The sequence below is a fragment of the Flaviaestuariibacter flavus genome (genome assembly GCF_004337505.1).
Taxonomy (GTDB): Bacteria; Bacteroidota; Bacteroidia; order Chitinophagales; family Chitinophagaceae; genus Flavisolibacter; species Flavisolibacter flavus.
The window spans coordinates 783,495-808,687 of the sequence record NZ_SJZI01000042.1 but is presented as its reverse complement, the minus strand read 5'-3'; the positions used below and the strand labels follow the sequence as shown (position 1 = coordinate 808,687).

The 25,193-nt window shown below is 58.1% G+C and carries 21 protein-coding genes; 15 read left to right on the top strand and 6 right to left on the bottom strand.

All coding sequences use genetic code 11. The annotated features are described in order from the left end of the window. Positions 1–3 precede the first annotated feature (3 nt). Positions 4–1,521: a hypothetical protein gene (locus EPD60_RS11295; protein WP_131449550.1), complete on the bottom strand. Its 1,518-nt coding sequence runs from the start codon at positions 1,519–1,521 to the stop codon at positions 4–6. Positions 1,522–1,704: 183 nt separating this feature from the next. Between EPD60_RS11295 and EPD60_RS11290 the strand changes: the two genes are divergently transcribed. Further along, a complete protein-coding gene (locus EPD60_RS11290) occupies positions 1,705–3,711 on the top strand; it encodes a KUP/HAK/KT family potassium transporter (RefSeq protein WP_131449549.1) in 2,007 nt (668 codons plus the stop codon). Positions 3,712–3,954: 243 nt separating this feature from the next. Here the strand turns inward: EPD60_RS11290 and EPD60_RS11285 are convergent, their stop codons facing one another. Together EPD60_RS11285 and EPD60_RS11280 are read right to left on the bottom strand one after the other, a co-directional pair. Next, positions 3,955–4,866, bottom strand: coding sequence for a S66 peptidase family protein (locus EPD60_RS11285; protein WP_131449548.1), 912 nt, complete (start codon positions 4,864–4,866; stop codon positions 3,955–3,957). Then, entirely contained in the window at positions 4,863–5,885 is a 1,023-nt protein-coding gene (locus EPD60_RS11280) for a S66 peptidase family protein (protein ID WP_131449547.1), read from the bottom strand. The genes EPD60_RS11285 and EPD60_RS11280 overlap by 4 nt, the downstream gene beginning before the upstream one ends. A 135-nt stretch (positions 5,886–6,020) precedes the next feature. Here EPD60_RS11280 and EPD60_RS11275 point away from each other — a divergent pair, with 135 nt between their 5' ends. From EPD60_RS11275 to EPD60_RS17400, 7 genes are all read left to right on the top strand, one after another. Next, a complete protein-coding gene (locus EPD60_RS11275) occupies positions 6,021–6,785 on the top strand; it encodes a zinc metalloprotease (RefSeq protein WP_131449546.1) in 765 nt (254 codons plus the stop codon). A gap of 88 nt (positions 6,786–6,873) precedes the next feature. Next, on the top strand, positions 6,874–9,087 hold the full coding sequence (gene metG, locus EPD60_RS11270) for a methionine--tRNA ligase (RefSeq protein WP_131449545.1): 2,214 nt from the start codon (positions 6,874–6,876) through the stop codon (positions 9,085–9,087). A 283-nt stretch (positions 9,088–9,370) separates the two neighbouring features. Continuing rightward, a complete protein-coding gene (locus EPD60_RS11265; protein WP_131449544.1) occupies positions 9,371–11,746 on the top strand; it encodes a 3-hydroxyacyl-CoA dehydrogenase/enoyl-CoA hydratase family protein in 2,376 nt (791 codons plus the stop codon). A gap of 238 nt (positions 11,747–11,984) precedes the next feature. After that, the gene (locus EPD60_RS11260; protein WP_165871512.1) at positions 11,985–13,049 is read left to right on the top strand and encodes an adenylate/guanylate cyclase domain-containing protein; all 1,065 of its coding nucleotides are present in this window, start codon (positions 11,985–11,987) and stop codon (positions 13,047–13,049) included. 118 nt (positions 13,050–13,167) lie between these two features. Next, positions 13,168–13,851 (top strand): Crp/Fnr family transcriptional regulator, encoded by a 684-nt coding sequence (locus tag EPD60_RS11255; protein WP_131449542.1) that lies wholly within the window; start codon positions 13,168–13,170, stop codon positions 13,849–13,851. 12 nt (positions 13,852–13,863) lie between these two features. Beyond that, the gene (locus tag EPD60_RS11250) at positions 13,864–15,690 is read left to right on the top strand and encodes a chloride channel protein (RefSeq protein ID WP_131449541.1); all 1,827 of its coding nucleotides are present in this window, start codon (positions 13,864–13,866) and stop codon (positions 15,688–15,690) included. Beyond that, positions 15,672–16,103, top strand: a complete 432-nt coding sequence (locus EPD60_RS17400; protein ID WP_394346037.1) for an HNH endonuclease — start codon at positions 15,672–15,674, stop codon at positions 16,101–16,103. Before EPD60_RS11250 ends, EPD60_RS17400 begins: the two co-directional genes overlap by 19 nt. 92 nt (positions 16,104–16,195) lie before the next feature. Here the strand turns inward: EPD60_RS17400 and EPD60_RS17310 are convergent, their stop codons facing one another. Continuing rightward, positions 16,196–16,321, bottom strand: coding sequence for a hypothetical protein (locus EPD60_RS17310; RefSeq protein WP_262708839.1), 126 nt, complete (start codon positions 16,319–16,321; stop codon positions 16,196–16,198). 138 nt (positions 16,322–16,459) lie between these two features. Here EPD60_RS17310 and EPD60_RS11240 point away from each other — a divergent pair, with 138 nt between their 5' ends. Next, positions 16,460–17,020: a hypothetical protein gene (locus EPD60_RS11240; protein ID WP_131449540.1), complete on the top strand. Its 561-nt coding sequence runs from the start codon at positions 16,460–16,462 to the stop codon at positions 17,018–17,020. A gap of 259 nt (positions 17,021–17,279) precedes the next feature. On the opposite strand, the gene EPD60_RS11235 is transcribed toward EPD60_RS11240, so the two are convergent. Together EPD60_RS11235 and EPD60_RS11230 are read right to left on the bottom strand one after the other, a co-directional pair. Further along, positions 17,280–17,705 (bottom strand): hypothetical protein, encoded by a 426-nt coding sequence (locus EPD60_RS11235; protein WP_131449539.1) that lies wholly within the window; start codon positions 17,703–17,705, stop codon positions 17,280–17,282. Positions 17,706–17,788: 83 nt separating this feature from the next. Further along, positions 17,789–20,251, bottom strand: a complete 2,463-nt coding sequence (locus EPD60_RS11230; protein ID WP_131449538.1) for a TonB-dependent receptor — start codon at positions 20,249–20,251, stop codon at positions 17,789–17,791. A 222-nt stretch (positions 20,252–20,473) separates the two neighbouring features. Between EPD60_RS11230 and EPD60_RS11225 the strand changes: the two genes are divergently transcribed. The 6 genes from EPD60_RS11225 (at position 20,474) to EPD60_RS11200 (ending at position 25,177) form a co-directional block, all read left to right on the top strand. Next, a complete protein-coding gene (locus tag EPD60_RS11225) occupies positions 20,474–21,442 on the top strand; it encodes a phosphatase PAP2 family protein (protein WP_131449537.1) in 969 nt (322 codons plus the stop codon). Further along, on the top strand, positions 21,442–22,140 hold the full coding sequence (locus EPD60_RS11220) for a phosphatase PAP2 family protein (RefSeq protein WP_131449536.1): 699 nt from the start codon (positions 21,442–21,444) through the stop codon (positions 22,138–22,140). Before EPD60_RS11225 ends, EPD60_RS11220 begins: the two co-directional genes overlap by 1 nt. Before the next feature lie 9 nt (positions 22,141–22,149). Then, a complete protein-coding gene (locus EPD60_RS11215) occupies positions 22,150–22,566 on the top strand; it encodes an EamA family transporter (protein WP_131449535.1) in 417 nt (138 codons plus the stop codon). Then, positions 22,566–23,243 carry a response regulator transcription factor gene (locus EPD60_RS11210; RefSeq protein WP_131449534.1) on the top strand — a complete coding sequence of 226 codons (678 nt, stop codon included), beginning with the start codon at positions 22,566–22,568 and terminating at the stop codon, positions 23,241–23,243. Before EPD60_RS11215 ends, EPD60_RS11210 begins: the two co-directional genes overlap by 1 nt. Continuing rightward, the gene (locus tag EPD60_RS11205; protein ID WP_165871511.1) at positions 23,240–24,508 is read left to right on the top strand and encodes a sensor histidine kinase; all 1,269 of its coding nucleotides are present in this window, start codon (positions 23,240–23,242) and stop codon (positions 24,506–24,508) included. Before EPD60_RS11210 ends, EPD60_RS11205 begins: the two co-directional genes overlap by 4 nt. A 72-nt stretch (positions 24,509–24,580) precedes the next feature. Then, positions 24,581–25,177 (top strand): HD domain-containing protein, encoded by a 597-nt coding sequence (locus tag EPD60_RS11200; RefSeq protein WP_131449532.1) that lies wholly within the window; start codon positions 24,581–24,583, stop codon positions 25,175–25,177. Positions 25,178–25,193 lie beyond the last annotated feature (16 nt).

Here is a 25,193-nt window from a genome sequence, read left to right as displayed (position 1 = left end):
GGATTATGGATTGGGGTATTCAACTTTCGCAAAGCAAATATAGTTGCGATAGTAACAAGGCACGATGAATGTCCGCGCCGCCACCTGTTTGCCATACCGCGGCAGGAAGTCGAAGTTGCGGTCAAGGTTCTTCAGGGTGGGGTTGCGGTTCATGGCGCCGTCGGGCGAAAGCACATAGTCGTTGAGCAGCTGCACCCGCTTTTCGTCCTGGTTGAAGAGGAAGTGCAGGGCGCCGCCGGTGTTCATCACCTGGTAGGAAAGGGCGTCGTCCGAATCGTCGTCAAACTGCTCCTTGTGAATCACGTTGCTCCACTGCAGCCCGCCGGCGGGGTCGAAGCTGAGGATGGTGATGTTATCGGCGTGGTAACGCACGGCGGCCGTGTTGGCGCGGTTGCGCCAGTACCAGTTATTATAGGGCGAATAGCTGTAATAACCATAGCCGCCGCCGTACGGAGGGCCATAGAGGTAATCCCAGCGGTTCCAGTTGTTGAGGCGCGAGGTGGTATAGTAGGCTTCCGAGCCGATGATAAAGCCGCCATCCTTCTTCACGATGATGTTGCGGATGAAATAATCGTTGAAGGCCATCTTCGGAGAAGCATCGCCGCGCGCATCGCGGCGCAGCTCGTCGCCCAAAGCCACCGCCCGCTCGAGGGCCACTTTCTGCGTGGTGCCGTCCCACACGTAGAAGTAAAAGCCTTCAATATTGCCGCGGCGCTTCGTGTAATAGAAAGAGGTCAGGAAGTAACGCTTGTTGGGGTTATCCACCTTGATGTGCAGCTCGTCGAGGAACATCTTGTCCTTGTCGATCCTGATTTCGGTGGTGTAAAGCGAGTCGGAGCCGGCGGGCTTCCACAGGAGGCTTGCCTGGCTGATATTGTCGTTGTTGACGCGGGTAAAGCGGGCAAACACGAGGCCGCCATCGTTGTCGAGGCGGAACTCACCGAGGTTATCGTCGCGGTCTTCCATCGGGATGGTGTGGCGGCTGCGGCCCAGCTCGCCCAGGTCGCGGTCGAGCAGCAGCGTGCTGAGCACGTAGCGGTTCTTGTTACGCGAGTTGATCTTGAACACCATCAGGCGGTTCTTGTCTTCCGAAGAAATAACCGAGTAGATCTTGTTGTTGGTGGTGATCGAGATATGGGCCGTATCCACAAGGCGCACATCGGATACTTTCTTACCGAGAGCATCCACCTTCACCGCCTCGCAATACACCACGTTCTTTTTCTGGTATTCGTAGATCACCCAGGCGTGGTCGGTGTAGGGAAAGAAGTCGACGTTGATGAGCCGGTCTTCGGGGAGGTAATCCTGCCGCTCCTTCCCTACCGGCTTCATATCGTTGTCGTAGGCCGAAATAAAACTCTGGGCCCGGATATTCTTATATACAAGAACGTTAGGGCCGACCTTACCGATCACCTCGAAGGTGGTGCGGCGGGTTTCGTCGCGGTCGGGCTCGGAGTAGACGATTTTCTGGGCCCCGGCACCCAGGAAGCACAACAGGGGCAACAGCAGCAGAAGACGGGTCATGCGCATGCAAAAGGAATTTAATCGCTTTAAAATTAGCGTTTCGGACCCGATAAAAGCAGTTAAAGTTGAGCCCGCCAAAGCCCTTTCCGGGAGGCGGCCCGGGCGGCGCTGCTTTTTAGCCGCTGAACATTGCTTTCCGCTACCTTTACCGCAGTAAACGATTCAATCCAATCGTAAGGAACAATGCCTTCAACTCACAACAGCCGGGCAACCCTCGGGGGCTTGCTCATTGCTCTCGGTATTATTTATGGCGACATCGGCACCTCTCCGCTTTACGTACTCAATGCCATCACCAGCGGCCGGGTCATCACTGAAGAACTGATTGTGGGGGCGCTCTCCCTCATCATCTGGACACTGACCCTGCAAACCACCATTAAATATGTCATCCTCACGCTCCGCGCCGACAACCGGGGGGAAGGGGGCATCTTCTCGCTCTTCGCCCTGGTGCGGCGGCGCAAGCGCTGGCTGGTGGTGCCGGCCATGATCGGGGGCGCGGCCCTGCTCGCCGACGGCATGATCACCCCGCCCATCTCGGTTACGTCGGCCATCGAAGGTCTCAAACAGGTTCCGGCGCTGCACGATATCAACCAGTGGACGGTCATCTACATCGTGCTGGCCATCCTCGGGGTACTTTTCTTCCTGCAGCAGTTCGGCTCCGCCTTTATCGGCCGCTTCTTCGGCCCGATCATGACGGTATGGTTCCTTACCCTGGCGGTGCTGGGCGTTTACCACCTGTCCGACTACCTGCACATCTTCAAAGCCTTCAATCCCTGGTATGGCATCAAGCTGCTGATCAGCACACCTAAGGGATTTTATATCCTGGGCGGTGTGTTCCTCTGTACGACGGGTGCCGAAGCCCTTTACTCCGACCTCGGCCACTGTGGCAAATGGAACATCCGCTACTCCTGGATCTTCGTAAAAACCTGCCTGATCCTGAATTATCTGGGACAGGGCGCTTACCTGCTCAGCGGGTTCTACAAGGATCCGGCAACGGGCAGCATGAAGCGCATCCTGGGCGCTGTAGTCACGCCTGAAATGATCGAAAAGGGCTTCAACCCCTTCTACGGCGTCATGCCCGAGTGGTTTCTCTACTTCGGCATCACCATCGCCACGGCAGCGGCCATCATCGCCTCGCAGGCCCTTATCTCGGGGTCCTATACGCTCATCTCCGAAGCCATGCGCCTCAACCTGTGGCCCAAGCTCCAGATCAAGTACCCCACCGAGGAACGCGGCCAGGTGTACATCGGCGGCGTGAACCTGATGCTTTTTACGGGCTGCGTCGGTATCGTGCTTTATTTCAAAAAGGCGTCTTCCATGGAAGCGGCTTATGGCCTGGCCATCACCCTCTGCATGATCGCCACCTCGATCCTGTTTGCCAACTTCCTGGTGCTGCGGCGCATCAAGCCGGTCTTTATCTACCTCTACCTCACCATCTACCTGACCATCGAAGGCGCCTTTCTGCTGGGCAACGTCGACAAGTTTCCGCACGGCGGCTTTGTAACGGTGATCGTGGCCGGCTTCCTGTTCTTTGTAATGTTCGACTGGTTCCGGGCCCGCAAGATCAAGAACCGCTACGTGGAATTCGTCCGCCTCGAGCACTACATCCCCAAGATCCAGGAGTTGAGCAACGACCGTTCGGTGCCCAAGTTCTCCACCCACCTGGTGTATCTCACCTCGGCCGACAACCCGCGCGAGATCGAGCACAAAATCATCTACTCCATCCTCAACCGCAAACCCAAGCGTGCCGACATCTACTGGTTCGTGCACGTGGATACGCTTGACGACCCGTACACCACCGAGTACAAGGTCGATCACATCATTCCCAACGACATCATCCGGGTAGAGTTCCGCCTCGGATTCCGTGTGGAACCGCGCCTCAACCTGATGTTCCGCAAGGTGGTGGAAGACCTGGTAAAAAACCGCGAAGTGAACATCACCTCGCGCTACGAGAGCCTCGAGCGCAACAAGGTGGTGGGCGACTTCCAGTTCATCGTGATGGAAAAATACCTGAGCCAGGACAACGAGCTGCCCTTCTTCGAGCGCGTGATCATGAAGTTCCACTTCTGGCTGAAGGAAGCGAGCCTCTCCGAGGAACGCGGCTTCGGTCTCGACGTGAGCAACGTGACGGTGGAGAAGTTCCCGCTCATAGTGGCGCCGGTAACGAATTTGAAGCTGAGGCGGGTGGAATAAGACGCTGCCCCAAACCTCACCCCCGGCCCCTCTCCCTGGGGGAGAGGGGTGACTCCCCGCAGTTGTTCCGATTGTTTGAATCAGTATTCTGTGTGACACTAATAACGAAAGAGCGGATGCCTAAGGCATCCGCTCTTTGTTTTGAAGTTCAGTCAGCATAAGGCATCAAACCATAATGAATGTCCGACAGAGGCACCCCTCTCCGTTCCGGAGAGGGGCCGGGGGTGAGGTCTGGGGGCCGGGTCATCGCTCCCGGAGCACCACCTCCTCCCGCTCCACCTTCAGCTCGTGTTCGATTCCATGCTTCAGGGCCACGTTTTCTTTGTCATGGCTCACCGGGAAGCCGTAGCACACCGGGTAATCGTAGTCAGACACATGTTCGCGGATCAGCTCGTAAGCATCGCGGCCAAAGGGACGTTCGGTGTCTCTGATGCCGGTAAAGCCGCCTACGATGAGGCCCGAGAGGCGGGCCAGCTTGCCGCTTCGCTTCAGCTGCACCAGCATGCGGTCGATGTTGTAGATGGTCTCGCCGAGGTCTTCGAGAAACAGGAGGGTGCGTTTTGTCTTGAGCTCCGACTCCGAGCCGATCAGGTGCGCCAGCAGGGTGAGGTTGCCGCCCACCAGCTCGCCACGGGCGACGCCGGTGCGGTTGAGCGGGTTTGTGGCAATCGAATATTCGGCACTCCTTCCTTCGAGCGCTTCGCGGAGCGTTTCGAGCGAGGCGCTGCCGGGGCCGCCGGGCTGGAAGGCGCCGGCCATCGGGCCGTGCAGCGAGGCGATATCGTACTGCATATACAGGTGGCTGTGCAGCACCGTGATGTCGCTGAAGCCGATGATCCACTTGGGGTGCTTGCGGAAGCTCTTGAAGTCGAGCCGGTCGATGATGCGGCTGACCCCGTAGCCGCCGCGGGCGCAAAGAATGGCATCCACGTCCGGGTCGTCGAGTAGGCGCTGCAGGTCGATGCGGCGGTCTTCGTCGGGCGCCGAAAAATAGGAGTCGGAGATATGATGGGTGGTATCGCCCAGCTTCACCACGTAGCCCCACTCCTGCAGGGCGTCGATGCAGGCGCTGATCTTTTCAAGGGCCATGAAGCCGGCGGGCGCCGTGATGCCGATGGTGGCTCCTTTTCGCAGGTAAGGTGGAATCTTGATCATGAAAGGTCTGTTAGCGTGCTGCCGCTCTCCGTCACCGTAAGGCGATGGCGCTGCCCGCAACGAAGGGCGAAGTTAGCCCGCTGGTGGCCAACGGGAAAATCAAAACAAACCGGGTAGCTTTTGCCCGTCGTCTTTTCCAGCACGATGTCGGCAACGCCGCGGCCGAACTCCTCACCGGGGTCGTCGGGCTTCAGCCTGAAGCCGCCCACGATAAGCCCGGCGAGCTTTTCCAGCTTGCCGCTCCGCCGCAGGTTCTCAAAGGCGCGGTCGATGCTGTAGGCATACTCGCCGGTGTCTTCCACAAAGAGGATCTTGCCCTTTGTTTCGATGTCCGACGGCGTTCCCGCCAGCGTTTCAAGCATCTTGAGGTTGCCGCCCACGAGCTGCCCGTCGGCGGTGCCGGCGCAGTTGGCCGCCGACGGCGGGGCCGTGTACCGCATCTTCTGGCCGGTGAGCGCGTCGCGGATCGAAAGGATCGTGTCGCGCTGGATCGGCTCGGCCTTCTCCCAGTCGTCCGGGAAGGAGTTGCACATCTTGGAGTGGATCGTGGCCACCCCGCATTGCCGGTGAATATGACTGTGCAGCACGGTGATATCGCTGAAGCCGATTATCCACTTGGGATGCCTGCGGAAAGCTTTGAAATCGAGCCGGTCCACGATCCGCACCGACCCGTAGCCGCCGCGGGCGCAGAGGATGGCACCGAGTGCCGGGTCGTCGAGCATGGCCTGCAGGTCGGCGCAGCGCTCCGCGTCGGTGCCGCCGAGGGTAAAATCTTTCTTGCCGATGCTGCTGCCGATGCGCGCCCGGAAGCCCCAGGCCTCGAGCTGCAGCAGGGCGGGCTTCAGCTCTTCTTCCCTGATGGTGCCGGCGGGTGAGGTGATGCCGATGAGGGCGCCGGGCTTCAGCCAGGGCGGGAACAGGATCTTCCGTTCCGGCTCCGGCTCCGTGGCGGCCCGCGCCGGCAGCAGGCTGCCGGCGAAAAGGGTACCGAGGGTTCCGAGAAAATGTTTGCGTTGCATGCGGGTACAATTTAGGCGAAATGCGGCCGATGGGACAACGAAGCATTACCGGACTTTAACAAAAGGCAAAGCACCCGTTCGGTGTACGGGTGTCATCTTTAATACGGAGGCCACTAACCTTAACGGCCGTGCGCTATGATCCGTAGCAGTTCCTTCCTGATGCTTCTCCTTGTGCTGGCCAGCCTCGCTTACAGCTGCTCCCGGCCGCCGCTCCCGGTGCGCGCGCCTGCCGGCCAGGCCCTCAATACCGGCCGTGTCGGCAGTGCCGCGCGGCACCTGCTCACCGACTCGCCCTTTACTTCCGTGCTGGTGGAAATCCAGTATATGGAAAGATTCGAACCCGACCCGAAAGCGGTGAGCAACCTGATTCGCTTCATTGAACGGTTTGCCCATAAGCCGGACGGCGTGCGGGTTGTGCAACAGGTGATCCCTTCCGCCGCCGACACGCTCTACAGCCTTGAGGAGGTGATGGCGCTGGAAAAACAACACCGTAAATTTTACAACGAGGGCAGCCAGCTGGCGCTGTACCTGCTTTATACCAACGGGGTATTCGTTCAGACCGAAATGCTCGGCCACGCGTACAGCGCAACGTCGGCCGCCATATTTGGAAAAAACGTGATTGAAAACTCCAATGCCGTCACCCGCCCTTCGCGCACCAACCTGGAGACAAAAGTGGCGGAACACGAGATCGCCCACCTGATGGGACTGGTAAATGTGGGCACTCCGTTGCAAAGCGATCATAAGGACAACAGCCACGGTAAGCACTGCCTCAACCGCAAATGCCTCATGTATTACATTACCGACACCGAGGAGTCACCGAACCTCGTGTATGCCCGCAAGCCGCTGCCCACGCTCTGCGCTGACTGCCGCGCCGACCTGCGCGCCCATGGCGGAAAGTAGAAAGGCTCCCACCAGCACATCAGCACGACTTGTCCCGCCAAAGCGGGTTTAACCCATTAGCACATTACTTCGGCCTATTTTTGTCCCGATGACAACCCCCAAACGCTATCTCATTACCTCGGCCCTCCCCTATGCCAACGGCCACAAGCATATTGGCCACCTGGCGGGCGCTTACATCCCGGCAGACATCTACGTGCGCTACCTGCGCGCGCAGGGCCGCGACGTGGTGTTCGTATGCGGCTCCGACGAGCACGGCACCGCCATCCCCATCCAGGCCATGAAGGAAGGCACCACGCCGCAGGCCATCATCGACAAGTACCACACGATCATGAAGGAGAACTTCGACGACCTGTCGGTGTCCTTCGACGTATACGACCGCACCTCTGCGCCCGTGCACCACGAGACGGCGCAGGAGTTCTTTACCTACCTCAATGACCGCAACCTTCTTGTCACCAAAGAGAGCGAGCAGTATTTCGACGAGGCGGCCAACACCTTCCTCGCCGACCGCTACATCAAGGGCACCTGCCCCAACTGCGGCTTCAACGGTGCCTTCGGCGACCAGTGCGAGAAATGCGGCACCGCGCTTTCACCCGACGAACTGATCAACCCCGTAAGTACCCTCAGCGGCAACCCGCCGGTGAAGCGGGCCACCAAGCACTGGTACCTTCCGCTCGACCAGCACGAAGCCTGGCTGCGCGAATACATTCTCGAAGGTCATAAAGACGACTGGCGTGCCAACGTGGTGGGCCAGTGCAAAAGCTGGATCGACGGCGGCCTGCAGCCCCGCGCCGTTACCCGCGACCTCGACTGGGGCGTGAAGGTGCCGCTCAACACACCCGACGCGGCCGGCAAGGTGCTCTACGTGTGGTTCGACGCGCCCATTGGTTATATCTCGGCCACCAAAACCTGGGCGCAGCGCGAAGGCAAAGACTGGCGTCCGTACTGGCTCGATAAGGAAACCAAGCTGGTGCACTTTATCGGCAAGGACAATATCGTATTCCACTGCATCATCTTCCCGCTGATGCTGAAGCTGCATGATTATATCGTACCCGATAATGTTCCTGCAAACGAGTTCCTCAACCTGGAGGGCGACAAAATGAGCACCAGCCGCAACTGGAAGCTCGATATGCAGGACTATATCGACGACTTTATCAAAAAAGAAAACGGCGGCCCCGCGCTGGCCGACTGCCTGCGTTATTACCTCACCTCGATCGCACCCGAAACCAAGGACAGCGACTTTACCTGGAAAGGCTTCCAGGATGCGGTGAACGGCGAGCTGCTCAACAAATTCGGCAACTTCATAAACCGCACGATGGTGCTGATGCACAAGCTCACGGGCGGAAAAGTTCCGAAGTGGCATGCCGATACCGTTACGGAGCGCGACAACAACCTGATCAGGGAGATTCAGAACGCGAAAGCGAAGATTGAAAACCTCCTCGAAGAATACCGCTTCCGCGATGCGCTCGGTGAAGTCATCGCGCTTTCCTCGCTGGGCAATGTATACCTGCAGGAAACCGCGCCCTGGCTCGCCGCCAAGAAGCTGGCCGAAGGCGGCTCGGCAGCAGAAGAAGCACAGAAATTAATCGACAACTCGCTCCACCTTTCCCTGCAACTGTGCGCCAACCTTGCCATCCTCATCAACCCCTTCCTGCCCAACACGGCGAAGAAGATGTGCTACCTGATGAAGGTGGTGGACGGCATGCTGGAATGGAAGAACGCCGGCTCGCTGAAGCTCCTGTCGGTGGGCTATTCGCTCCGTCCGCCCGAGCTCCTCTTCCGCAAGATCGAGGACGAGGAAGTGCAATACCAGGTGGAAAAACTAAAAGCAGGACTCGAAAAAGCAAAGGCAGCTATGGAAGCAGAAAATAACGTGAACCCGGTGCCTTCAACAGGGTTGGCGGGTGAACCGTCAGCCGTGAACGCAGCGGGCAGCGTAAATAAGTCAGACATCGCACATCAGACATCAGACATCAAAAGTGAAATCCAGTACGATGATTTCGCAAAACTTGACCTCCGCATCGGCACGGTAACGGCCTGCGAAAAAGTTCCCAAGGCCGACAAGCTCCTGCAGCTAACGGTGGATATGGGCAACGAGGTACGCACTATTGTATCGGGCATCGCCCAGCACTTCAGCCCCGAGTCGATGGTGGGCAAACAGGTGATGGTGGTGGCCAACCTCGCGCCCCGCAAGATGCGCGGCATCGAAAGCCAGGGCATGATCCTGACGGCGGAACAGCCCGATGGAAAGCTGATACTAGTGGGGCCGAATGAGAGCGTTGATAACGGTTCAGGAGTCCGATAGCCAAAGCGCGCACGCGTCTGCACAAAAGCCCCGCTCCGCGGGGCTTTTGTCATCCTGAGCGAAGCGAAGGATCTGAGCTCAGGATCTGAAAGAAAGGTTCGCCAGGTACACGCTCTCCGAACGTTGCGCATAGTCCTTCTTGTCGTAACTTCAGATGCTTCACTTCGTTCAGCATGGCAAAGGCAGGCCGGTGGCCTGCCTTTGCGCGCACCTCCGGCAGCAACGTGCCCGTAAACGTTTTTCCCTTACTTTTAAGCCTAATAGTTGCATAACTAACTAATTTATGGCCAAGCGCATCATAAAGAAAGTAGCCGTACTCGGCTCGGGGGTCATGGGCTCCCGCATCGCCTGTCACTTTGCCGGCATCGGCCTGCCTGTGCTCCTGCTCGACATCGTACCCAACGAGGCGAAGGAGAGCGACAACAAAGCGGCCCGCAACAAGATCGTCAACGACGCGCTGGCGACGGCCGTGAAGAGTAACCCCTCGCCCATCTACACCAAAGACGTGGTGAAGAAGATCAGCACCGGCAACTTCGACGACAACCTCAAAGACATCGCTTCCTGCGATTGGGTGATCGAAGTGGTGGTGGAGCGCCTCGACATCAAGCAGTCGCTCTACGAGCGGGTAGAGCAATACCGGAAGCCCGGCACGCTCATCACCTCCAACACTTCGGGCATCCCCATCGGCATGCTCTCCCAAGGACGTTCGGCCGACTTCAAAAAGCATTTCTGCGGCACCCACTTCTTCAACCCGCCGCGCTACCTGCGCCTCCTCGAGATCATCCCCACACCCGATACGGATGCATCCGTCGTCGACTTCCTGATGGACTACGGCGACCGCTACCTGGGCAAGACCACCGTGCTGGCCAAAGACACACCCGCCTTCATCGCCAACCGCATCGGCGTATGGGGCATGATGGCCATCTTCGGCCTCATTGATAAAATGGGCATGACCATCGACGAGGTGGATGCCCTCACCGGTCCGCTTATCGGCCGCCCCAAATCGGCCACCTTCCGCACCGCCGACGTGGTGGGCATCGACACCCTCGTGAAAGTGGCCAAAGGCGTTTACGACAACTGCCCGCAGGACGAACAGCGCGACACCTTCCAGATCCCTTCCTGGCTGAATAAGGTCACGGAAAACAACTGGCTCGGCGACAAGAGCGGCCAAGGTTTCTTCAAGAAAACGAAAGGCGCGGGTGGTGAAAAAGAAATTCTTACCCTCGACCTGAAGACATTGGAATACGGCCCGCGGGTAAAGCCGAAGTTCGCTTCGGTAGACGCCGCCAAAGCCGTGGAAGACCTCAAGCAGCGCCTCCAGATGCTGACCGCCGCGCCCGACCGCGCCGGTGAGTTTCTCCGCCACTTCCATTACGGCCTCTTCTCTTACATCTCGCACCGCATCCCCGAAATCTCCGACGAGCTCTATCGCATCGACGACGCCATGATGGCCGGCTTTGGCTGGGAGATCGGCGCCTTTGAAAGCTGGGATGTGCTTGGCGTGGAGCGCTCGGTGAAGAAGATGAAGGAAGCCGGTTACACCGTAGCCCCCTGGGTGGAAGAAATGATCGCCGCGGGCAACAAAAGCTTCTATAAAGTGGAAGGCGGCCAGCGCCTCGCCTATGACCCCGCCACGAAAACCTACAAGCCCATTCCCGGTGGTGGCGATTTCATCGTGCTCCGCCACAACAAGGAGGTCTGGAAAAACAGCGCCGCCCAGGTATTCGACATCGGCGACGGCGTGCTGGGCCTGCAATGGCAAAGCAAGATGAACTCCATCGGCGGCGACGTGCTGGCCGGCATCAATAAAGCCATCGAGCTCGCGGAAAAAGACTACAAAGGGCTCGTCATCGCCAACGAAGGCCCCAACTTCTCGGCGGGCGCCAACGTGGGGATGATCTTCATGCTGGCCGTGGAGCAGGAATGGGACGAGCTCGACTTCGCCATCCGCTTCTTTCAGAACACCATGATGCGCGTGCGCTACAGTTCGGTGCCCGTGGTGGTGGCGCCCCATGCGCTTGCCCTCGGCGGTGCCTGCGAGATGAGCCTCCATGCCGACAAATGCTGCCCCGCGGCCGAAACCTACACCGGCCTGGTGGAGCTCGGCGTCGGCCTTATCCCCGGCGGCGGCGGCACCAAGGAATTCGTGCTCCGCGCCTCCGACGAAATGCACGAGGACGAGCCCGAGACCATCACCCTCAAAAACCGCTTTCTTACCATAGCCACCGCCAAGGTGGCCACCTCGGCCCTCGAGGGCTTCAACATCGGTGTGTACCGCAAAGGACTCGATGAGGTAGTGATGAACCCCGGCCGCCGCATCGCCGCCGCCCGCCAGTCGGTGACCGAGCTCTACGAGGCCGGCTATGTGCAGCCCGTGCCCCGCACCGACGTACGGGTGCTGGGACGCTCCGGCCTTGGCTCGCTCTATGCCGGCATCCACGGGATGGTGCAGGGCCGCTATGCCACCGAGCACGACGCCACCGTGGCCCGCAAGCTCGCCTACGTGATGTGCGGCGGCGACCTCTCCGAACAGAGCCTCGTATCGGAGCAGTATCTCCTCGACCTCGAGCGCGAAGCATTTCTCAGCCTCTGCGGCGAGCGGAAAACACTGGAGCGGATACAAGGAGTTTTAAAGACGGGGAAGCCCGTCCGGAATTAATACAGAGGGAAGATTACATGAGTACATGAGCAAATGAATACATGAGGGCAGAAGGACAGCTGGCGATCCCGGATCCTGAACTAAATCAGACATCAGAGATCAAAAAAGTCTTTCTCCGGCTCATGTACTCATGTATTCATGTAATCATGTAATCATTTGCTCTTCCTTCAACTCCTCCTGCCCGCCTCACATTTCACCGGCTCCGCCCCTTGCACACCTTTTGCATACCCCGGCCTGTATGCCCCGTCGCCTCTTGTATCTCCATCTCCGTTCCCTGGTGATGATCTCCCTCATCTGGGTGATCTTCGGGGTGGTTTTTTTCGAAAACCTCATCCGTGCCTGCAACGACCTCGGCGTACGGGTCAACCTCTACCAGTTTGCGGTGGTATTCGGCATTATCGGCGCCATCATCACCGGCACCATGATCTTTTACCTGAAGCCCTCCTTCAGCCACCACCCGGTGTGGAAGGCCTCGGTTTATAAACTCCTCTTTACGCTCGTCCTCTTCTTCATTATCGCTTTCGTCCTGCTGCTGCTCTACTATGTGTTTCTCTACAAGAAGGCCTTTCACTTCGGGCACTTCCTGCATTCGTTTTTCACCAAGATCATGAAGACGCGCACCTTCGGCATCTTCATCATTGATATGGGCCTCATGACCGTGGTGTCGATCTGCATCCTGGAGGTGAAAGACAAATACGGCCCCGGCATGTTCTGGAGCATGCTCACCGGGCAGTATGTGAAGCCGACGGTGGAAAACCGCATCTTCATCTTCCTCGACATCAACGAGGCTACCTCCATGGCCGAAACCCTGGGGCACGAGCGCTACTTCCGCATGCTCCGCTCCTTCTTTGCCGACATCACCATGCCCGTGCTCGCCTCGGAGGGCGAGATCTACCAGTACGTGGGCGACGAGGTGGTGCTCAGCTGGCCCAACACACCCGAGAACAAGCTGCGGGCCCTCAAGTTTCTACGCCATGCCTGGTTTATGATGGAGCGGAAGGCCGCCGAATACGAGCGCCGCTTCGGGCACGTGCCGCGCTTCAAGGCCGGGGTACATGCCGGCGAGGTGACGGCCGGCTTCGTGGGCGTGGTGAAAAAAGAGCTCCTCTACACCGGCGATACCGTCAACACCACCGCCCGCATCCGCGGAGTGTGCCACGACGTAAACGAGGACTTCGTGCTGTCGGGCGACTTCATGAACCAGTTTGAGCGGCCACACGGCTACCGCATCAAGGCCATTGGCCGTGTGGAACTCAAGGGCAAGGTGGAATGGGTCAAGGTGTATTCGATGCGGTTTGAGTAATTGAACTCTATTGCCGAAGCCACGTTTTTTCAGATAATCCGCACCAGAATATGTCAGAAACCTGATATAAACAATATTCTAAGGACGTATTAACACCTTCCCCACCTACTTTTGCACGATGCAGGCAACACCGTGCAATCTGTCGGATTGCTTTCTCTGCCGTACCTGTCTCCCGGAATGGAAGGCGGCGCTCGCCGTTCATAAGGAAAACCGCGCCTTCAAGAAGGGCAGGACCATCTTCCGGGAAGGCGATCCCGTGCAAGGCATCTTCTTCGTTTATTCCGGCTCCGTCAAGATCCACAAGCAGTGGACAGCCGGTAAGGAGCTCATCCTCCGCTTTGCCCGCAAGGGCGATATCGTGGGCCACCGCGGCCTCGGCGACGCCCGCTACCCCATCAGCGCCACGGCCCTCGAAGACACCGTGCTTTGTTTTATCCCCGCTGAATTTCTCGAGGCAACGCTCCGCGTCAACGCCGGCTTTACCTACGAGCTGCTGCAGTTTTATGTGTCGGAGCTGCAGCGGGCCGAAAAACGCATGCGCAACCTCGCCCATATGGAAGTAAAGGGCCGCATAGCCGACGCCCTGCTCCAGATTGCCGAGGTGTACGGCAGGGGCGAAGACGGCTTCATCCCCATCGACATCACCCGGCAGGACATCGCCTCTTACGCCGGCACTACCTACGAAACGGTTTTCAAATTCCTCACCGGGCTGGCCGCCACGGGCCATATCACTACGGCCGGCAAACGCTTCCGTGTAGACGACCGCGCCGCCCTGCAACGCTTTATCGTAAACGACCTGTAACACCAATCAACCATGCACTCCGATCTCAGCATTCCCCTTTCGCCCGCGCTTGAAGAAAATGCGCCCGGCCCCGCTCTCTTTTCGCCCGACAAAAAGCGCCTGCTCTATGTTTCGGCACTCGCCGTCTTCCTCGGCGCCTGCGTGAGTCTTATTGCCAAGGTGCTGGTGCTGCTGATTGACCTCATTACCAACCTTGCCTTTTTCGGCCGCCTGTCGCTCCACCCCGCGAGCCCCGCGGAACACCACTATGGCGGCTGGGTTGTTGTGGTACCGGTCGTCGGCGGACTCATCGTAGGCCTCATGGCGCGCTACGGCTCCAGGGCCATCCGCGGCCACGGCATCCCCGAAGCCATGGAGCAGGTGCTCACCAACAAGAGCCGCATCCGTCCGTCCATCACCTACCTGAAGCCGCTGTCGTCGGCCGTGTCCATCGGCACCGGCGGCCCCTTTGGCGCCGAAGGCCCCATCATCGCCACGGGCGGCGCGCTGGGCTCCACCCTCGGGCAGATCTTAAAGATCAGCTCGCTGGAGCGCAAGACGCTGCTGGCCGCCGGCGCCACCGCGGGCATGTCGGCCATCTTCGGCAGCCCCGTGGCCGCCATCTTCCTAGCCATCGAATTGTTGCTCTTTGAATTTTCGCCGCGCTCCATCATTCCCGTGGCGCTGGCCTGCATCACCGGCGCCGCCGGGCATCATCTCTTCTTCGAAGCCGGTCCCGTGTTTGCCATGACGGCGGTGAGCGCACCTTCCAACGAGGCCATTGCGGCCTACAGCGCCATCGGCTTGGTCATCGGCGTGGCGGCGGCCGCCATCACCAAGCTGGTTTATTTTATCGAAGACGCCTTTGAGCACCTCCCCGTTCACTGGGCCCTGTGGCCCGCCATCGGCGGACTGGCGGTGGGTGTTGTTGGCTATTTTGCGCCGCACACCCTGGGCGTGGGTTACGACAATATCCAGAACCTCCTCTCGGGGCATATGGCGCTGGCGGTGGTGATCAACCTGTGCGTGATGAAACTCATTTCCTGGTCTGTGGCGCTGGGCAGCGGCACCTCCGGCGGCACGCTGGCACCCCTGCTGACGATCGGCGGCGCCACCGGTGTGCTGCTCGGCATGGCGCTGCAATCGCTGTTTCCTTCGGCCGGCGTGCTGCTGCCGCTGGCGGCCCTCATTGGCATGTCGGCCATGTTTGCCGGCGCCTCGCGCGCCCTGCTCACCTCCATCCTTTTTGCCCTCGAAACCACCGGCCAGGGCGGCGCCCTCCTGCCCCTGCTGGCCGCCTGCCTCGGCGCCTACCTGGTGTCCTTCTTCCTGATGAAGAACACCATCATGACCGAAAAGATCGCGCGGCGCGGCGTGCGCACGCCGCAGTCGTACCACCCCGACCTGCTGGAAAAGCTCAGCGTGGCCACCGTGGCGCAAAGCGGCGGCGGCATCCTGCAAAGCGACTGGTCGCTCGAGGAAGCGCGGGCGCAACTGCAACGCGAAAGCAAAGACCACAACTACTATATCCTGGTGGGCAAGGAAGGACATTTCGATGGCATCGTGAGCCGCTCCAACATCCTGAGCCTGCACCACCAGCCCGGGCAAACCACCGCGAGCCTCGTAAAGCGCAGGCCTGTGGCCGTTACCGCCGACGACAGCCTGCGCACCGCCGTGGAAGCGATGGCCCGCGAAAACATCGACGTGGTGCCGGTGGTCACTCCCGACACCCGCCGCGTAACCGGCATCCTCTCCTACCTGGACGTACTGGCGGCCTACCGCCACAGCCTCGAAGAGCAGGAAGAAGTGGTGACGATATCGCTGCGGGGCAAGGCCGGGAAGTGGCTGGGAAGACGCTGAAGAACCCTATAGTGGCATTTGTCAAGCCCATCCCCGGCAGCTCCGCCCGTGGACACCGGTTTTCCTATCTTTATTTCCTGGATCATCGACGTCAATATTGCTGTTACTGCGGTGCGCAGCTGAATTCTGCGAGCCGGCCATTGCCTTCGAACGTGGAACACCTCGTACCGCGTTCGCGGCGCGGGAGCAACCGGCCGGAGAACAAGCAGCCCTGCTGCGTACGGTGCAACCTGGAGCGGGCCAACAAAAGCTATGAAAAGTGGCACGCGGAACTGAGTGCGCAGTTCGCCACAACGAAGGACCCGGTTCTCCGCTACGAATTGGAGCATAAGCTGGAAAACATCGCATATTGGAATCACTTTGTCCAGGTTAGTGGCAAGCGCTTACGGCGCACCCGAACGTATTTCAGGTGAAAGCAACCTACGCCAAATGTTGCCAGCCTGTTGCCAACGTTGTGGCACCGCGCTCCGGGGTTCATCGCCAATACCAACGTTTGCTTCAGCATTTAGGCAGGCGATGCAGCAACGTTGACATCCTGCAGCAGGAATTCGATCAGCAGTTCGGCGAAAACATCCAACTGCTCCTCGATCGTCATTGATGGCTTGCAGAACGGTGCTTCAATTCGGTACATTTTTACACTTTTCCGCAATAATCCGGGCATTGGATTTACGTGAAGATGCGCGCCGGGCAAAGCGTCGGCAAAAAGCGTTACTATCCATTTGCATTCCAAATGGATAGTAACGGCAGCGCCAAAATCAAACACAAATTAATGCCTTCTGAAAGGTGCAATTTGTTTGCATCCACGGGCAAAGCGGACGGCACCTCGCCCGACACCAATGCCAAGAACCTGGCCCTCGAACTGTGTGGCGATCTGACCTACGTGATGGGCCGCCGCACCTTTGCCTGGGCCATGAAAAACGGCCGTAGCAGCATTGCCGAAGCAATCAACTTCAGCGAAACCGAGCTGAGCCACGGCGCCGAAGAAACCCTTCTCAACCGCTTCGCGCTGGTGCTGAAGCATGCCGAGGAAAACAAGCGGGAACTGGCCGCCTACAAAGTGGGCGACGCCGCCATCGAAGACCTGAAGCGCGCCATAGCCACCTTCGAAATCCTCCGCGGCACCCGCGATGAAAAGCAGGCTCATCGCATTTACAGCACCGCCCTGATCGAAGCCCTGGGAAAGAAAGTGCGTGGCGTCTACGTGGTGCTCGACGCCGAAGTAGAAGGCCTCATCGAAGACCAGCAATTCATCGAAACCTACTTTATCGCCCGCCGCAAAACGGATCGCAAGGCCACACGCGCCGGCGCGGCCGGCGAAGCGGGCGCCTGATCTTCGCCTTTCGGTTTAGCTGATAAATAAAAAATGGTACAGGCCGGGATTTTTATCCCGGCCTTTTTGTGCCTCCCGGATAAACCGTCATTGCGAAGGGCCAGGCGGGGCGGCAAGGCCAGGAGGTGGCTGGGAAGCCGGGAGTAGCAGGGGCTGCAGCGGCTTCCAAACGTATAACGCCACAAGGCATGCGCTAGCTGCCAAACTTGATATGGCGATAAGCCGTGTCGGTAGCGCGGCCACTGCGGCGGCCGCCCCCTTAGTCTTTTACTTCCTTGACGAATTTGCCGCTTTCATCAAACAGAATGTCCTTCTTCCCGATACCGGCTTCATACGCAACGGTTCCGTCTGCCTTTTGAATGCGGGCGGCATCTTTGATCTTCTGATTAGCGTAGTGTTCCTTCAGGTAGGTCCGGGCCGATTGAGGTAAGTCGCTCACGCGGATCTCGGTCTCCGTTTCAATAATGGTTCCGTGGCTGTCGATGACGCTGGACATGGTTTGTCCCCTCTCCTTGAAATTCACTTCGTAGTTCGCGCCTTCTTTCTCCCAGGTTCCCTTGATACCGGGATGTGCCTTCCGGAACGCAGTTGCGGCAGCAGCCGGAGGCTGAATTGACTTTCCTTTTTTCTGGGCCAGAGCGGGGATGCCCAATGCGAGCGCGGCAAAAACAAGTAGTCGTTTCATAAATAAGATTTACTACAAACCTAAAACCCGAATCTGTCTTCATTCTGAACGCCCCTTTTCCCAAAAGCTGCTTTTCCCCGCCATCAGGGAGCGATCTCCGTAGCGGCGTTTTCCGTGTTTTCTTTCTTAAACTCGAGCTTTCCAAACTTCCAGGTAAAATTCAAACCAAAAGAACGGATGGGAATAAAGCGGGTGCTGGTCGAGGTAAACGAAGTGCCCGCGAGCGCTGTGGTTTGCGCGGTGTACCGGGCAAAGGGGTTGGTGGCGGTCAGGGCGAGGCTGCCTTTTTTATTCCACAATTGCTTCCGTACCGCAAACGTATAGGTCGTGAAGGAGGGATAGCGGCCCTGCACCTCGTTGCGGGCCGAGTTGAAGTTGCCGAACAACTCGCTGGTCCACGAAGGTGCCATCTGCCAGCTTGCATTCAGGTTGACCCGGTAGTTGAAGCTCTCCGGGCTGTAGGCGGCGTCGATCGTGTTGCGGATATGGCGGTAAAAAAGAAAGAGATTGCTGCGCAGGCTGACCCCGGCAAGGGATTTTGTTTCCAGGAACAGGTTCATACCGATGTTGCGTTCTGTTCCGATATTTTCCCGCGTGCTGACCGATACATTGTGGTAAACGGTGTCGCCAACGCGGTATTCGTCGAAGACGGCCACGTAGGGCTGGATGTCGTGGTTGTTGGTACGAAAAAATAGCGTGGCCGCCATGGTGCCCAGCTTCGCGAAATCGCGGCTGTAGCTCAGCTCAACCCGGTTACCGACTTCGGGCACCAGCATCGGGTTGCCGGCGCTGATGTTTTTCGGGTCGCTGGTATTGATGAAAGGATTGAGGTCGCGGTAATCGGGGCGCTCGATGCGGCGCGCATAGCTAAGCCTGACCTGCTGTCCCTCGCCGGTTTTTCGCATCAGGAACAGGGAGGGCACCAGGGTGTTATAGCCCGCCAGGCTGCCCGGCTTCTGTGTTGCCGAAAATGCAGCCTGGCGCTCCGTACGCTCATAGCGGGCGCCGGCTTTTACGTCGAAATAATTTCCGACGGGAAACGAGAGCTCCGAATAGGCAGCATAAACCTGCTGGCGAAAGCGCAGCTCCGTTGAAAGGCCGGCGTCCGGCAGGTACTCCGCGCTGGCAGTCCGGAACACCGACACCAATGAGCTGCTGTGAATACCGGTAAAGCCGGCTTTCCCGCCAACCGACAGCAGTGTATGCTCCTTCAGCGGGTAGGTGAAGTTGGCCTGCACCTGCGATTCATTTTCATTGCCCGGATTATTGCCGGCCGTTCCTGCCTTTTGGGCCCCGCCTCCGCCGTTATACTCGGCACTGCTGCTCGCGGCGCTGCGCTTGCCGAGGCTCGTGGAGGCTTCAATTTCCAGCTCTTCGTCTTCCCGTGCGTACTTTTTTGTGAACTGCAGGCTCGCATCCACATCCTGAAAGCTGAACGAAGAGCGGTTCCGCGTATCCGACCCGCTGTTGGTCACCAGGGCGCCGGACCTGTTGTAGGTGGATTGCTCCTGGTGAAATTGCCCGGTAGATTCAGAGGCGAATTTGTTGAACGACACATTGCCGCTCAGCGCGGATCTGGAAGGCAGCGTCCAGTCGAACCCGAGGCCGGTCTGCAGGCCCTTGCGCCCGAGGCTGCCATCGCCGTCCTGCAGGAGCAGTTGCGAGCCGGCCCCGTCCCGGGAGCTTCGCGCCAGGCGGTAAGGAGTGTTCACCCGTGGCCTCGTGTTGCCGCTGGCAAATGCGTTGAGGCCGAAGCTGCCACTCCGGAAGTTGAGGTTCAGGGAGCCGTTTTCCATCCGGGTGCCTCCTGAAATATTTACCGTTCCGTTCATCCCGCGCACATTCGATTTCCTGAGGATGATATTGATGATGCCGCCCATGCCCTGCGCGTCGTAGCGCGCGCCGGGGTTGGTGATTACTTCAATGGATTTGATCTGGCTTGCCGGCAAGGCCGCCAGCACGTCGGCAACGTTGCTGCCGAAGGCGGAGGAAGGCTTCCCGTCGATCAGGAAGCGGATGCCGGAGTTGCCGGCAAGCGATACGTTCCCGTCGGCGTCCACGCCCACCTGGGGCACTTTCTTCAAAACGTCGGTGGCCGAGCCGCTCTGCGAAGTGAGGTCTTTTTCCGCGTTGAAAACGAGCTTATCGATCCGGTTATCAATAAGGCTGCTGCGCGAAGCGATGACCACGTTCTGCAGTTCGCCGCTGCGCGGCTTCAGGCTACAGGAGAGGGCCAATTCCTTTGGGCCTTCCGGCCTGATGCTGACCGGCTCTCTGCGTCGCTCATAGCCGATGGCCTCTACCAGCAACAGGTAATCTCCCGGGTTGATCACCTGTAACTGGAAATGGCCCAGTGAGTCGCTGGTGGTGCCATCGATCACTTTAAGCGAATCCGGATTGCGAAACAAGGACAGGGTGGCATATTCCAGCGGTCGTTTGGTGCCCGCGTCGGACACGGTGCCCCGGATGGTTTTGTTTTGTGCAAAGGTGATGCTGGCGCTAAGAGAAAGCAGGAAGACGAGTAGTGTCCGGGGAGCAGGATTCATAAAGCGGTAAAATTAGCGAGCGATTCTGGTGTAAATCTGAATTACCAGGGTGGCAAATTCGCCGGAACATTGCTGCAGTTGTGCAGCAAAAGAGCCTCACTTCAGAATGACTACAGAATTCCACCACATTTTGTCCGTCAGGAACATTGCTTCCTTGCAGATTTTGGGCACCGGCGGCAAGAGGTACGGTTTTCGATTCGGAGCAATAAAAATTTCCGATTCATGATGAGGTACCTGACAGGATTGATGCTCGTGGTGATGACGCTGCCGTCGTATGGGCAGCAAACCGACACGCTGGTGCGGAAACTCGACAGCCTCAGCCACAAGACGGACAGCGCCGACCAACAGATCAACGACATCGACCGGAGCGCCTACACGCAGGCTACCCGGATCACACCGGGCAGTTACTTTATCCTGTTGTGGAGCGACATCAAGCAGGCCTATACGAAGCCGTTCCATATGAAAGGCCGCGACTGGCGCGTGGCCGGTGAGTTTGCGCTGGCGGCGGGCGGGATGGCGCTTCTGGACGAACCCATTCAAAGAGCGGCACTGAAATGGCGCAACAGCTCACCGGGTTTGCAAAAGACCAGCAACTACATCACCAACTTCGGCGGCACCTATGAAGTGTACGTGTTGGGCGGCCTTGGCCTGGCGGGATACGTTTTCAGGAACAAAAAGATGCAGACCACTACCCTGCTGGCTTCCCAGTCGTATATCACGGGCGCTTTACTGGAAAGTACCCTGAAGCTGCTTACCGGGCGCCAACGCCCTTATATCCTGGACGCCGGAACGCTGGAAGCCGTGCCGCGGTTTCACGGTCCTTTTTACAAAACGCCGAATGATCCGAACGGAGGCAGTACCAACAGCGCTTTCCCTTCGGGGCATACAACGGTGGCTTTTGCCGCGGCAACGGTGTACGCACTGGAATACAAGGACCGCATCTGGGTGCCGATCCTTGCCTATTCGGCCGCGGGCCTGATCGGGCTTAGCCGGATCACCGAAAACAAGCACTGGGCAACCGACGTTCTTTGTGGCGCGGCCCTCGGTTACCTCACCGGCCGGCTGACGGTAAACAATTACCACCGGTATGCCCAGCTGAAAACACCGGGAACCCGCAAAGCGTCTGTTGCATTAAATGTTCAATACAACTTTGGCAGGCTGATGCCGGGTGTCGTTTATACATTCCGATAATGACCAAAGACACACAGCGAAAGACAACGGCGCGCCATCTTTCGATCCGGGTCCTGGCCGTGGCCGCCCTGTTTTTCGGATCGCTGTTCCTGTTTTCTCTGATTGCCAATGAAATGGTCGTGGAGCAGGAGGCGCAGCTTGACCAGGCGGTGTTCGCGGCCTTGCAGCCGTTGCAGACCCCGGCACTGACACACGCCCTGACCATCATTACTTTTTTCGGGTCGGCGCAGTTTCTGTTGCCGGCCTACCTGGTGGTGATCGGCGTCCTCCTCTTTTCGAAAAAGTACCGGCGGCTGTCGCTCGACAGCGCGGCTGTCGGAATCACCGGTACCGTCATCCTGTTTTCGCTCAAATCGATTTTCCACCGGCCGCGCCCGCCGCATCCGCTCATTCAGAATGTCCTGGGCTTCTCTTTCCCGAGCGGGCATTCCTTTTCTTCCTTTGCATTTTACGGCCTGCTCATTTACCTGCTCTGGAAAATCGTAGCCCCGCGTCCTGTATGCTGGATACTCTCCATCCTGCTTTTCTTATTTGCGGGCGCTATTGCATTCAGCAGGGTATACCTGCAGGTACATTACGCCAGCGACGTTTGCGCAGGATTTCTGCTTTGCATCGTCTGGCTCATCCTGTCGTTCCGGATGATGCGGGTAATTGACCAAAAGCTGCGTCCGGCAAAACCAGAACTTCGGGTGACCTAAAGAATACGTATGTGGTGGACCTTTGCTTTGCTGTCCGCATTTTTCGCGGCCCTGACAGCGGTATTTGCCAAGATGGGCGTCAAGGGAGTTGATTCAGACCTGGCGACGGCCGTACGCACGATCGTGATCACCGTAATCGCCTGGCTGATCGTCGGCTTCCGGGGACTGGCTCCCGGCCTGTTCACCCTGAACCGGCAGAACCTGGTTTTTCTTTGCCTGTCGGGCCTTGCCACGGGGCTTTCCTGGATCTTTTACTTCAAAGCCTTGCAGCTGGGAAAAGTTTCGCAGGTGGCCCCGATCGATAAATTGAGCGTCGCCCTTGCCATTATTCTTTCGGTAATTTTTCTCGGGGAGACGCTTACCCTGAAAACGGGCCTTGGTGCCGGATTAATAATAGCCGGAACTTTGGTACTAATTGTTCGCTGATGAATGTATTGATCGTAGAAGATGAGCAGGAGCTCTCCCGCAGTATTTGCGACTACCTGACACAGGAGCGGTTTGCCTGTGTGCAGGCCTACGACTACCCCGCCGCGCTGCAGCGCCTGGAGGAGCGGACCTTTGATTGCGTTTTGCTGGACGTTTCCCTCCCGGGCGGAAGCGGCCTTGCCGTGCTGCAGCACCTGAAGGCCGAAAAGCGCTCCGATGGCGTACTCGTGATCTCTGCCAAAGGCCTGCTGCAGGACCGTTTGCAAGGCTTGAAACTGGGCGCGGACGACTACCTCGTAAAACCGTTCCACCTGGCGGAAATGGCGGCCCGCGTGGAAGCGATCATTCGCCGGAAAGCCCACGACGGCCAGAAGCAACTGGAGTTTGGGATGCTTCAGATTGACCTCGACGCGCACCTGGTAATGGTGGGAGAAAAAAAGGTGGACCTCACGCGGAAAGAGTACGAGTTGCTCCTCTACCTGATCAGCAATAAGAACCGCGTCATCAACAAGAACGCCCTGGCGATCCACCTCTGGGGCGACCAGGCCGACCTCGTCGGCTCCTATGATTACATATACACCCACATCAAGAACCTGCGCCGGAAACTCGAAGCCGCCGGGGCGCCGGATTATGTGAAATCGGTATACGGTATCGGTTATAAATGCAGCCTGCCATGAAGCTTCTTGAAAAATGGCGCCGGGTCACCGTCGGTGTTACCATCGGCATTTTCCTGGTGGCATCGGTTGCACTGTACATCAGCCTGCACTTCATACTGCTGCAGCAAATCGACGACGACCTGCGTATCGAGGAGAAGGAAATCCAGATCTATGTTGAGAAGCACGGTCGCCTGCCGGAAACCATTTCGGTGGAAGACCAGCTTATTGCTTTTTCAGCGGTCGCCGCACCGGGAAGACGCCATTTTGAAACGCGGGATATTCCAGAGCCGGGAGCGTCGGAACCCGAGCCTTCCCGGTGCCTGGTTTTCTTTGTCAAAGACCGGAAAGGATGGTACCAGGTAACGGTATCAAAGTCCATTGAGCAAACCAATGACCTTATCGGCTCCATGTTTACCATTGGCCTCGTTACCATCGTAGCGATCCTTTTTGTTTCCATGCTGATTAACCGCTGGGCCGTAAAGCGGCTTTGGCGACCATTTTACACCGCCATCCGTTCGGTGAGGGAGCACAAGCTCAGTGAAGGCGCCCCGCTGCAGTTGCCCGCAACACAGATTGAAGAGTTCCGGATGCTGAACGAGAGCCTGCAGGCATTCGCCAGCCATGCGCGGCTTGAATACCTGTCGCTGAAAACCTTCAGTGAAAACGCCACACACGAACTGCAAACGCCGATCGCCGTCATCCGGTCAAAGCTAGACCTGCTGCAACAGGAACATCAACTGAGCGAGCCCGGCGTGCAGGCGCTGCAAGCTGCCTTTAACTCGCTGCAACGCCTCGACCGGCTCAACCAGTCTTTGTTGCTGCTCGCCCGTATTGAAAACAAGCAGTTCGCCGACACCGAAGTCATCGATCTCACGTTCCTGCTGGAAGAAAAGCTTGCGGAGTTCCAGGAGTTGTTTTCGCAGCAGGAAATGCGCTTCGTCACCGAACTGGCCCCCGTGCGGATAACCATGAATCTGCCGCTGTGTCATGTGCTGCTCAATAATTTGCTGAGTAATGCCCTGCGCCACGGCATCCCGGGCGGCACCGTCCGTATTTTCCTGTCCGACGACCTTTTAAAAATCGGAAACGGTTCCAATAGTGGTGCACTCGAAGAAAGTGCCTTGTTCCGCCGGTTTCATGCCGCCACGTCCGACGCTGCGAGCACCGGTTTGGGCCTGGCCCTGGTACAGGAAATCTGCCGGGTGTCCGGATTCACGGCCGGCTACCAGTACGCTGAAAACAACCATTGGTTTACCATTCAATTAAAAAGAACCCAAATATTGTAAGCTTCAGATTTGCTCCAGAATTGAAGACGCTTGGGTTCAATTATTGTATTTCCCAGACCATACTGTTTCCACATGATTAATTCTGACCTGGTTACGTTCGCGGCACAGTATGTCCGGGGGCTCTACGCTTCACAATTTGACCCGCGCCTGTTGTACCACAACCTCGCCCACACGGAGCGCATGACCGGTCACGCAAAAGAGATCGCCGCATACTATGCGCTCGGCAAGGAAGAAGATGCAACTCTGATCGTTGCCTGCTGGTTTCATGATGTGGGGCACCTCACCGGTTTGCCCGAAGGACATGAGGCGCGCAGCGTGACGGAGTTCAATAATTTTTGCGCACAGCAGCACGTTGATGACTTTTTCGCTGCCCGGGTACGGGATTGCATCATGGCCACACGCCGCGCCCATGACCCCGGTAGTTTGCCGGAAGCGATCATTTGCGACGCGGATACGTTTAACCTGGGCACGGGTGAATTTGAGCAAACGGACGCAGCACTGAAAGAAGAAATGCAGTTGCGAACCGGCCGGATAGCCGACTGGGACGACAAGGCCTTGCGGCTGCTTCAATCCCACCGGTATTTTACAGAGTACTGCCAGCGGATGTTAGCCGCAGGTTTGCAAAAAAACATTGAACTGGTGCAGGCGCGTATGCGGATCAGCCGCTAGGTTGACTGTCAAGCAG